The organism is Rhodococcus sp. 05-2255-1e (genome assembly GCF_002259025.1).
GTDB lineage: Bacteria > Actinomycetota > Actinomycetes > Mycobacteriales > Mycobacteriaceae > Rhodococcoides > Rhodococcoides fascians.
In genome coordinates, this window is sequence record NZ_NOZE01000018.1 from 1 (window position 1) to 10278 (window position 10278).

Consider the following 10278-nt stretch of genomic DNA (forward strand, 5'->3'; position numbering starts at 1 on the left):
CGAAGTTCGGCCAACGGACCGGTCGTCGCCGCAGGTTCGTAAACCGCTCGACGCAGCCAACGGCCTTCCGAAACATACGGGGAGGGGGTATGGTCGACACGTTAGCCAGATACCCCTAGGGGGTATGCAGACAGTCGGAGGAGCGCGACATGATCACCACGCACTACAAAGTCACGGGCATGACCTGCGGCCACTGCGAAGCGTCGGTCCGGGAAGAAGTCGGTGCTGTGGTCGGGGTCGACACGGTCGAAGCATCAGCGTCGGCAGGAACGCTGACGGTGACGAGCATCGGCGAGCCCGACCACGCCCGGGTCATTGCCGCCGTTCGCGATGCCGGATACGCAGCCGAACCGCAAACCGCAGATTCGCCTACCGCGTAACCGCTGAAGTCGTTGCAGGAAGAGGTATTTCGCGATGAACAACCACACGCATTCTGACGTCGGAACGGCTAAGAGAGCTGGCGCGCAGTCGGGGCACGACACGTCCGAACGCAGCGCAGGCCACACCGGACACGGCGAGCACTCCGAACACGGAGGACACACAGGGCATACCGGGCACGGTGGCCATGCCGGTCACGGCGATCACGTCGGCATGTTCCGTCGTCTGTTCTGGATCATGCTGGTCCTCGCCGTTCCGGTGATCGTGGCATCGAACATGTTCGCGATGCTTCTCGGATACTCACTGCCGGACGCGTCGTGGATCGCCTGGGTCTCGCCGACGCTCGGCACCGTGATGTACGCCTGGGGCGGATCTCCCTTCCTCACCGGAGCAGTTGGCGAAATCCGTTCACGTGCACCAGGAATGATGCTGCTCATCGCCCTCGCGATCACCGTCGCATTCATTGCGTCGATGGGCGCGAGCCTCGGCCTGCTCGATCATCAGCTCGACTTTTGGTGGGAACTGGCGCTGCTGATCGTGATCATGCTGCTCGGGCACTGGATCGAAATGCGATCCCTCGCGCAGACCACCTCCGCTCTGGACTCGTTGGCGGCGCTGCTTCCGGACACCGCCGAACGCGTCGACGGCGACGATGTGGTGCCGGTGTCCCCGGCCGAGCTGCAGCGCGGTGATGTCGTCGTCGTGCGCCCCGGCGGCCGAGTACCGGCGGACGGCACCATCGTCTCCGGATCGGCGAGCATGGACGAGTCCATGATCACCGGCGAATCACGCACCGTCCGCCGCAGCGACGGCGACCAAGTTGTCGCCGGCACGGTAGCCACCGACTCCGGTCTGCGCGTCCAGGTCACCGCAGTCGGGGAGGACACCGCCCTCGCAGGCATCGGCCGCTTGGTCGCCGACGCCCAGAACTCGACCTCGCGGGCCCAGCGCATCGCCGACACCGCCGCCGGCTGGCTGTTCTGGTTCGCTCTCGGATCTGCGATCATCACCGCGTTGGTGTGGACGCTATTCGGGATGCCCGACGACGCCGTCATCCGCACCATCACCGTGTTGGTCATCGCCTGCCCGCACGCACTCGGACTCGCGATCCCGCTGGTGGTCTCCATCGCCACCGAACGCGCAGCCCGCGGCGGTGTCCTGGTCAAGGACCGGCTCGCACTCGAAACAATGCGCACGGTGGACACCGTGCTCTTCGACAAGACCGGCACCCTCACCAAGGGTGAACCCACCGTCACCGCAATCGAGGTGACAGACGGGCGCACCGCCGACGAGGTCCTCGCTTTGGCCGCTGCCGCAGAAGCCGACTCTGAACATCCCCTCGCCCGTGCCATCGTCGGCGCCGCACGCGCGCGGAACCTGACCGTCCCGGCTGCAGCCGGTTTTCAGTCGTCTCCCGCTGTCGGGGTCGCTGCGGACGTCGACGGCACCCGCGTGCAGGTCGGCGGGCCCGCGCTGCTCGAGCAGGAGCGCGGATCCGAACTTGCTGTCGCCGACCGGTGGCGGGGCGACGGGGCGATCATCCTGCACGTCCTGGCCGACGGTGCTGTGATCGGTGCCCTTGCGCTCGCCGACGAGATCCGGCCCGAATCCCGCACGGCAGTCGATGCGCTCCACGCTCGGGGTATCGCGGTGGTGATGATCACCGGTGATGCCGAAGCCGTCGCGAAGTCCGTCGCCACCGAGCTCGGTGTGGACCGCTACTTCGCGGGGGTGAAACCGGAAGACAAGTCCCACAACGTTGCTGAACTTCAACAGGAAGGGCGCACCGTGGCGATGGTCGGTGACGGAGTCAACGACGCACCGGCTCTCGCGCAGGCCGATGTCGGTATCGCTATCGGCGCGGGTACCGACGTTGCTATCGCGTCGGCCGGAGTGATCCTCGCCAGCGACGACCCGAGGTCGGTGTTGTCGGTGATCGAACTCTCGCGCGCCTCGTACCGGAAGATGAAGCAAAACCTCTGGTGGGCAGCGGGATACAACCTCATCTCAGTTCCGCTCGCGGCAGGAGTGCTCGCGCCGGTCGGGTTCGTGCTGCCCATGTCGATCGGCGCGATCCTGATGTCGCTGTCGACGATCATCGTCGCCGCGAACGCGCAGCTGCTTCGGCGACTCGACCTCACACCCGACACCATCACCGGAGCGGTGAACGACGGGAGTTCCAATGCTCCGTCGCAGCGCACACCGTCACTGTGAGAGCTGATCTCGTACCGGGAACGCAGCCCTGACAATTGTGGAGCGTTGATGGCCGCACCTTCTCCGCCGGAGAGGATGCGGCCATCGTTGTCTATAGCGGGCCGGGTCAGCCGAGCAGCCGCTGCATGGTGTCGATTTCCTGCTGCTGGGTGGCGACGATGGTGCGGGCCATCTCCAGGGCGTCAGGATTGGAACCGTCTGCGATTTCGGTGTTGGCCATCTCGATGGCGCCGGTGTGGTGGGCGATCATCATCGTCAACCACTGGCGGTCGAATTCCGGTCCCGACGCTGCCATCAACGCGTCCATGTCCTGAGCGGTCATCATGCCGCTGCCGGAGCTGTGGTCCATCCCGCCCATGTCACCCATGTCACCCATGTCACCCCTGTCCATGTCGGGCATGGGCTGGCCCCACTCGGTGAGCCAGGTGGTCATCTGGTCCATCTCGGGCTGTTGCGCGGCGGCGATCGCCGATGCCAGCGACAGCACCTCCGGGTTGTCGGTGCGGCCGTTCGCCATGTCGGCCATCTCGACTGCTTGGGCGTGATGCGGGTACATCATCTGCGCGAACATCACGTCGGCATCGTTGAACTCTGCGGACGCGCTTGCTTGGGCCGAGGACATCGGTGCCGAGGACATCGATCCCATCGCATGGCCGTCCATCGACGAATCGGCCGCGTTGTCGCTACAGCCGACGACGAGGAACGCGCTCGCGGCGGCAGCAGCGATCGAGGCAATGACTTTGGTACGCATGAGGAAACTCCTTGCAAGAGTGGGTAGTGCAGAGAATTGGATGTCGTTCGATCCGCCGACAGACACGCGTCTGCCGGGCTCCCTGTCACACTCGCAAGGTCACCGATCTGTCCAACTCCCATAACGTCCACGGCGGCGCACGCTCAAGCGTGGAGTCGGCCCGTCCAATGATCCGGTTCACCGATGTCGGCGCCAGGTCGAGGGCTGCGCTCATCGCCGGGACCGTCAGCGCGGGCCACGACACCGTCGTGCCGACGCAGGGATGCATCATCTGGTGCCCCGACGGGCAGTCATGTTCCCCGGTCATCACCGGAACCGTGGCGTCCGTGTGGGACGGTGCTGCGAACGAGGCATGGCCGCCGCTCATCGATGTGGACATCGAGCCGGTCACGGGCATCGACATCGGTGTCACCGAATGCATCAACAGGACACCGAACACCGTCAGTGCAATCAGTAAAGCTGCCGTCGGAGCTGTGCCCCGTCGACCGTGCCGATTCACTGAGTGCATGCGGCCGATGATACCAACATATACCCCCTGGGGGTACGCCTGTCTCGTCGCGTTCGGTCGTCGAAGCATTTCGTCATGTCTTCGAGGTGTCGAGTCCGAGATCTGTTGCGCGGTTGTAGTCGTCGTCGATGAGCACCACGCTGCGATGTTCCCGGTCGAGTAGTGAGGCCGCGATCGAGGCGCGATAGCCGGAGGCGCAGTGCACCCACACTTTGCCGTCGGGGACTTCTGCGAGTCGGTGCGGCAGTTCGTGAAGGGGGATATTCACCGCACCGGGGATGTGGCCGTCCGCGTACTCGGACTGTTGACGTGTGTCGAGCACAGTGATGTCGGAGTCGGTTGCGGCAAGTCCGGCGAAGTCGGACACCTCGTAGGACCGCACGTGGCCGTCGCCGGCGAGTGAGTGAATCTCACCGACAGCCGAACCGGAGGGGCGGTCGATGCCGATGCGCGCCAACTCTCGAGTGGCATCGTCGATTTGGTCGGAGGTGTCACCGATCAATGTCAGCGGCGCACCCCACTGGTAGAGCCATCCGAGATAGGTCACGAACGTCGTCGACAGCTCGAAACCGAGGGAGCCGTCGAGATGTCCAGCAGCGAAGGCGGTTCGTGCGCGGAGGTCGACGACCCACTGGCCATCGTCGATGCGCCTGCGTAGTTCGTCGGGATCGACAGGCTCCGGGGTGGACAGATCGATCGGGGCCGGACCTTCGGTGTTGATGACGCCCATGTGGGCGTAGTACGCGGGGTAGGCCGACAATCCTGCGATCAACTCGTCGACGTAGGTTTGTTCGTCCTGGGTCAGCGCGGGATTGGACTGTTGCTGTTCACCGATGGTCGACGAGTCGCCGCTGGTGGGGGTCGCGGAGCAGAAGCTACCGAATCCGTGGGTGGGGTAGACCTCGACGTCGGCGGGGAGTTCGGCGGCGATTCGACGGACCGAGTGGAACTGGGCATGGGTGAGCTCGTCGGTGTGTTCGGAGCCGAGTAGGTCGGTGCGGCCGGTGGATCCGTAGAGCATCGAGCCGCCGGTGAAGATCGCGATCGGTTCGTCTCCGAGTTGCAGTACGTAGCTGACGTGATGATGTGTATGGCCCGGGGTGTGCATGACCTGAAACGTCGCCGATCCCGCGTCGACGACATCGCCGTCCCCCACTGCCCGTCGCTCGAATTCGACCGGGTCACCCTCGGGCACAACGTATTCGGCTCCGGTAGCGCGTGCGAGTTCGAGGCCGCCGGTGACGTAGTCGTTGTGGATGTGGGTTTCGAGTACGTGGGTGATCGCGGCGTTCTTCTCCGCGGCCAGTGCCAGGACGCGGTCGATGTCACGTTGGGGATCGATCACGACGGCGATGCCGTCGTGGCTGATCAGGTAGCTGCGGTCGCCGAGGCTCGACGTTTCGATGATGGCGATGTCTGGATCGGTAGCGCTCACGGGGTACTCCTACGGTGTCGTCGGGTCGGCCTCGTTTCTGACGTGAAACGTCCTCGTTCAGGCCAGTGCGAGGAAGAGTTTTTCCAGTTCTGCTTCGGTCATGGGTTCTTTGTTGTCGGCGGTGTCGCCGGTCATGCATTCGCGGAGGCCGGTGGCGACGATCTTGAATCCGGCTTTGTCGAGGGCGCGGGAGACGGCGGCGAGTTGGGTGACGACGTCTTTGCAGTCACGTCCGTTCTCGATCATGCCGATCACTCCGGCGAGTTGGCCGTGTGCGCGGCGCAGCCGGTTGAGTACCAATGCGATGCTGTCTTCGTCGCCGACCATTGCGGTCTCCTGAGGGTGTGAGGGTGGTAGTGGTTTCAGATTACCCCTGGGGGCATCGGGTCGGTGTGTGCGTTCGGTCATGAAAGAACGAGGGTGTCGACAAGTACGTAGCCCGCGACGGCGAACACCAGGTAGGCGAACCACGTGCGCAGCTTGTCGGTATCAATGCGTGTGCTCAGTCGCCCGGCGACCAGCGAGCCTGCAATCGCAGCACCGGCGAACGCGGCTGTCAGTGCCCAGTTCCCGCCGAGCCCGTCGGCCTGAGCGATCAGTCCGGCGGCGGAGTTTGCGACGATGACCACCAGCGACGTTCCGACAGCGACACCCATCTCGATTCCCAGCAACAGCACCAGAGCGGGGATGATCAGAAATCCTCCGCCGACGCCGAACAGTCCGGTGAGGACACCGACCCCGAACCCTGTCGGTATGGACCGTGGTGCGCATCGCCGCCAGTCGATCCCGGAATCCCCTGTCTTGCATGCAGTTCCGACATCGTCGGCGCTGCGCAGCATCCGCGCCCCGGCAATGATCATGACGATTGCGAAGCCGATCATCACGGCCGCCTCGGGCAGATGTCTGCCCAGGGCGCTGCCGACCACGGTGCCGACAATGCCGGTGGCCGCGAAGATCGCCGCCAGCCGCCACTCGACGAGCCGCGCCCGCACCTTGGGGATGGCCCCGGTCGCAGAGGCGACACCGATCACCAGCAACGATGTCGGTATCGCCTCCGACAGGTCCATTCCGAGGGCGTAGACGAGAACCGGGACCGCGAGAATCGACCCGCCGCCTCCGAGGAGACCGAGCAGGATGCCGACGGCGACGCCGAGGACCAGTGCCAGTGCCAGGGTCATCAGCTGTGGGCTGTGTCCTGGCCACCGAGTGCGTCGATGGCGGCCTGGAGCTTGGTGGTGGCCTCGGCCGCGACATCGGAGAGGGCGGGTTCTCCGGTCGCTTGGACCATGATGTCGGGGTTCATCGCTTCGACGATCACCGATCCGGATGTGGCGGTGTCGGCGCGGACGACGACATTGCACGGCAGCAGCAAGCCGATCTGGCGCATGACTCCGACGGCGCGGTGCGCGAGGGTGGGATTGCAGGCACCGAGGATCAGATACTGCTCCATGTCTTCGCCGAGTTTGGCCTTCAACGTGGCCTGCATGTCGATTTCGGTGAGAACACCGAAGCCTTGGTCGGACAGGGCTGATTTGACGGAGTCGACTGCGGTGTCGAAGTCAGTGTCGGTCAGAGTGGTCGAGAGTGCGATGTTCATGAGGGAAATTCCTTTCGGTGGTCGAACTGTGGTGGTGTGGGCCTACCCGATTCGGGGCCGGCGAATACTCGGCACGCCCGCTTTGGTGAGCAGTGCGCTGGCCGGGCACCAGCCAACCGCTGCGTAGAGGGCGAGGTTGGCGGCAGCGAACGCGCTGAGTAGTCGCCATTGCGGTGCGTGTAATTCGCCGAGTGCCAGACCGGTGGCGGTGACACCGGCAGCAAGGGCGGGGACGATACGTTCGATCGGCCATCCTGTGAATGCCGCCGAGTGGGTTGTGTTCGGATCGGTCATGATTGCTCCGTTGGGTGTGGTGAGGGTGTCAGTGAGAGAAGCTGATCGAGGGCAGCACCTTGCGCAGCCAGGCTGGTGACCACCATGCGGCGTGACCGGTCAGACGCAGCAGGACCGGCAGCAGGATGAGCCGGATCAGGAAGGCGTCGAGCAGTACCGCGACACCGAGAATGATGCCCATTTCTTTCGGTGGGAGCGGATCGGAGAGTGCGAAGGTGAAGAACACGGCGACCATGACCGCGGCGGCGGCGAAGATGACGCGGCCGGAGTGGGCGAGGCCGTCGACCTGGGCGGCTTTCGGGTCGCCGGTCTTCTCGTAGTGCTCTTTGGCGGTGGCGAGCAGGAACACGGTGTAGTCCATGGCGATGGCGAAGATCATCGCGAAGAAGAACACCGGTCCCCAGCCGTCGAGGAACCCCTGTGGGGTGAAGCCGAGCAGTGATGCACCGTGTCCGTCTTGGAAGATCAGCTTCGCTACTCCGAATGCGGCTGCGGTCGAGAGCAGACTGACGGCGGTGCCGAGGATCGCGATCAGCGGTGCCTGCAGTGCAACGAGCAGCAGGATGAAACCGAGCGCGAGGATGATCCCGATCACCAGCGGCAGGTAGTCGTTGAGGGCTTGCTGCAGATCGAGGTTCTCCGCCGGTGCCCCGCCGACCAATGCCGACTCCGGGAGCTGCGCGCGCAGGTCACCGAGGATGGTGCCCATACTCTCGTCGGAGGGGTCCACGGCGGGAAGCGCTTGTAGCAGTGAGTAGTTCGAGCCGTCCGCGGCAGGCTGGGGCGGAGTCACCATCGAGATCCCGTCGACGCTGCTGGCTGCGGTGGCGGTCGCGGCGGCGTCGGAAGAGGGGACGACGATCTGCAGTGCGCCGGGTGCGCCGTCGCCGAACTGGGCTTGGACGAGCTCGTAGCCTTGGCGAACCGGTGCATCTTCTGGGACGACGGTGATCGAGGGCATTGCGACTTTCAGTCCGAGGACCGGCAGTGCCAGGACGATGAGGATGCCGACGGAGACCAGTGCGAACGGCCAGGGATGCTTGTGGAGTAGTTCGCCCCAGGCTGCGAATTTCGGGGAGCGGTGCTGCTGGCGTTTGGCGTAGGGCAGGGATGCGGCGTTGACCTTGGAGCCGAGTGCCCCCAGGGTTGCGGGGAGCAGGGTCATGGTGGCGATCAGCACGAACGTGACAGCGAGCATGATGCCGACGGCCATGGTCCGCACGGCCGGTGCGGGAACGAGAAGCACTGCCGAGAGGCTCACCAGGACTGTCAGACCGGACAGGACCACGGCTTTGCCTGCGGTGTCCATGGTTTCGGCGACGGCGGCACGGGGATCGGCGTTGCGTAGTGCGTCGCGGAACCTGGCGACGATGAAGAGGGCGTAGTCGATGCCGAGGGCGAGCGCGAACATCATCGCGAAGTTCATCGCCCACACCGAGATCGGGGTGACGCCGTTGAGCAGCACGAGACCACCGGCGGATGCGACGAGTCCGGCGACGGTGAGTAGCAGCGGCAGTCCTGCGGCGACGAGCGATCCGAACGCGAGCACCATGATCGCCAAGGTGACTGGCCACGAGAATAATTCGGCTTGGATCATGGCATCGTGGTTGGCTTTGTTGAAGTCCGACCACAGTGCGGAGGACCCGGTCGGGTAGACCTCGATGCCGTCGCCGGAGAGTTCGGTCAGTTCGCCTTTGACCTCGTCGACGGCTTTGACCATGTCATCTGTACTTGCGTTTGCGCCGGCGATGAGGATGCCGGTGCGGCCGTCGGGGCTGATGGTCATGCCTGGCTGGGGGGCGATGATCTCGCCGAAGCGAGTGTCACCGTCGAATACGGCCGCGACGTCGGTGAGTGTCTGCTGCACCGCTGCGTCTTCGATCGTGGCGGTGTCGGAGTGAACGACCACTTGCACTGCCGCAGAGGAGTTACCACCGAAATGCTGCTGGGCGAGCTCGCGGACCTGGACGGATTCGGAACCGTTGGCCTGCCAGCCGGCCCCGGCCAAGGATGAGAACACCGATGGCGCAGCCGATCCCAGGGCAACGAGGGCGATCAGCCAGATGCCGAACACCCACCTGCGGCGGGCGACCATCGTGCTTCCCAGGCGGCCTAGTGCGCCGGGTGCCGGTGGCCGATGGCGGTCGTGGCGGCCGGTGGCCGCCGCGGTAGCGGGCTTGGTCACAATTACTTCTCCTAATACGGGTGGGGGTATTCAGAAGCGTTGAAGACGCCCAGAGATTCCTGCGAAATGCAGTGGAGTGCTGTTGGGGTGGGGGTCAGCGACGAAACAGGGAACGAAAGAAGTTGTCGCGTGTAGCTGGGGCGGGTGTCTCCATGGAGCAGGAGCACTGCTGCGACCGCGGAACGTTCTTCATAACGCTGTCGACATGTCGACCGCAGCCAGCCCAGGTGGTCTTACCGCATGCCGGGCACGGGACGGGGTAGCACATGGCGGTCCTTTCTGGCGGGTACATCCCTACTGTGACACATACCTAGGGGGGTATGCAAGTACCCGTGGGGGTATGAGGGAAGGGGTGGGCCGGAGCCGATCGGTAGACGGCATTGGTCTTGCCGGATCAAACGCGAGGCTGTGCTGGCGGCCGCATAAGGCGTTTGATGGTCGCCAGTCTGCGAATGCGGTTGTCCCGCACGGGTTGATGCTCCACGTACGCGCGTGTTGCGACGCTATCGTTCGCGAGTTTCTGCGAACCCGCGCAGTTACATCCCACTTCCATTCCCACACCCAGGCCGGTCCGGACGGGAGCGGCCCAGGAGTGGCGAGCATCGGAGACAACGGATTCGGGGGCATCGACGACGGATGCCCGCGTAGGGGATCGGCGAACCATGAAAGCCGACCGCAAGCGGTCGCACGTCCCCTCCGGGGCCGCCCCATATGGGTCACCAATTTGGTCGTACGAGTCGCCCGAGTCTGACATGCCGGGGACCCCGACCAGTCAACCCACGGTCGCAAGCTCCCTCTTCGGGGTTGACAGGCCACCCGTTATCTTCTTCCCAGCCCCTGACCATCGGGGGCGGGTCGACCGATCCGGTATGGCTTACAGGCCACCGGCCGACTTCAGGTCTCGGCGAGTGATGTT

The 10278-nt window shown here is 64.7% G+C and carries 10 protein-coding genes; 2 read left to right on the forward strand and 8 right to left on the reverse strand.

Annotated elements, in window-relative coordinates; all coding sequences use genetic code 11:
• Positions 1 to 149: 149 nt before the first annotated feature.
• Both CH262_RS14355 and CH262_RS14360 read left to right on the forward strand, forming a co-directional pair.
• On the forward strand, positions 150 to 380 hold the full coding sequence (locus tag CH262_RS14355; protein WP_063216977.1) for a heavy-metal-associated domain-containing protein: 231 nt from the start codon (positions 150 to 152) through the stop codon (positions 378 to 380).
• 34 nt (positions 381 to 414) lie between these two features.
• Positions 415 to 2592: a heavy metal translocating P-type ATPase gene (locus CH262_RS14360; protein WP_094681415.1), complete on the forward strand. Its 2178-nt coding sequence runs from the start codon at positions 415 to 417 to the stop codon at positions 2590 to 2592.
• A 106-nt stretch (positions 2593 to 2698) separates the two neighbouring features.
• Here the strand turns inward: CH262_RS14360 and CH262_RS14365 are convergent, their stop codons facing one another.
• The 8 genes from CH262_RS14365 to CH262_RS14400 form a co-directional block, all read right to left on the reverse strand.
• Positions 2699 to 3343: a DUF305 domain-containing protein gene (locus tag CH262_RS14365; RefSeq protein WP_008720034.1), complete on the reverse strand. Its 645-nt coding sequence runs from the start codon at positions 3341 to 3343 to the stop codon at positions 2699 to 2701.
• Positions 3344 to 3428: 85 nt separating this feature from the next.
• The gene (locus tag CH262_RS14370) at positions 3429 to 3851 is read right to left on the reverse strand and encodes a DUF6153 family protein (protein WP_027494146.1); all 423 of its coding nucleotides are present in this window, start codon (positions 3849 to 3851) and stop codon (positions 3429 to 3431) included.
• 73 nt (positions 3852 to 3924) lie between these two features.
• On the reverse strand, positions 3925 to 5286 hold the full coding sequence (locus tag CH262_RS14375; RefSeq protein WP_063216981.1) for an MBL fold metallo-hydrolase: 1362 nt from the start codon (positions 5284 to 5286) through the stop codon (positions 3925 to 3927).
• A gap of 57 nt (positions 5287 to 5343) precedes the next feature.
• Positions 5344 to 5613: a metal-sensitive transcriptional regulator gene (locus tag CH262_RS14380; RefSeq protein WP_032389200.1), complete on the reverse strand. Its 270-nt coding sequence runs from the start codon at positions 5611 to 5613 to the stop codon at positions 5344 to 5346.
• A 77-nt stretch (positions 5614 to 5690) separates the two neighbouring features.
• Positions 5691 to 6464 (reverse strand): sulfite exporter TauE/SafE family protein, encoded by a 774-nt coding sequence (locus tag CH262_RS14385; protein WP_032401339.1) that lies wholly within the window; start codon positions 6462 to 6464, stop codon positions 5691 to 5693.
• Entirely contained in the window at positions 6464 to 6883 is a 420-nt protein-coding gene (locus CH262_RS14390) for a DUF302 domain-containing protein (protein ID WP_008720026.1), read from the reverse strand. The genes CH262_RS14385 and CH262_RS14390 overlap by 1 nt, the downstream gene beginning before the upstream one ends.
• Positions 6884 to 6925: 42 nt before the next feature.
• Positions 6926 to 7177, reverse strand: a complete 252-nt coding sequence (locus tag CH262_RS14395; RefSeq protein WP_032401340.1) for a YgaP-like transmembrane domain — start codon at positions 7175 to 7177, stop codon at positions 6926 to 6928.
• A 28-nt stretch (positions 7178 to 7205) separates the two neighbouring features.
• Positions 7206 to 9272, reverse strand: coding sequence for an MMPL family transporter (locus CH262_RS14400; protein ID WP_230074946.1), 2067 nt, complete (start codon positions 9270 to 9272; stop codon positions 7206 to 7208).
• Between the last annotated feature and the right edge of the window lie 1006 nt (positions 9273 to 10278).

Excerpts from the sequence above, each read along its gene's own strand:
- CH262_RS14385 (WP_032401339.1), bottom strand. The coding sequence starts at position 6,464 with ATGACCCTGGCACTGGCACTGGTCCTCGGCGTCGCCGTCGGCATCCTG.
- CH262_RS14380 (WP_032389200.1), bottom strand. The coding sequence starts at position 5,613 with ATGGTCGGCGACGAAGACAGCATCGCATTGGTACTCAACCGGCTGCGC.
- CH262_RS14360 (WP_094681415.1), top strand. The coding sequence starts at position 415 with ATGAACAACCACACGCATTCTGACGTCGGAACGGCTAAGAGAGCTGGC.
- CH262_RS14390 (WP_008720026.1), bottom strand. The coding sequence starts at position 6,883 with ATGAACATCGCACTCTCGACCACTCTGACCGACACTGACTTCGACACC.
- CH262_RS14355 (WP_063216977.1), top strand. The coding sequence starts at position 150 with ATGATCACCACGCACTACAAAGTCACGGGCATGACCTGCGGCCACTGC.
- CH262_RS14395 (WP_032401340.1), bottom strand. The coding sequence starts at position 7,177 with ATGACCGATCCGAACACAACCCACTCGGCGGCATTCACAGGATGGCCG.
- CH262_RS14400 (WP_230074946.1), bottom strand. The coding sequence starts at position 9,272 with ATGGTCGCCCGCCGCAGGTGGGTGTTCGGCATCTGGCTGATCGCCCTC.
- CH262_RS14370 (WP_027494146.1), bottom strand. The coding sequence starts at position 3,851 with ATGCACTCAGTGAATCGGCACGGTCGACGGGGCACAGCTCCGACGGCA.
- CH262_RS14365 (WP_008720034.1), bottom strand. The coding sequence starts at position 3,343 with ATGCGTACCAAAGTCATTGCCTCGATCGCTGCTGCCGCCGCGAGCGCG.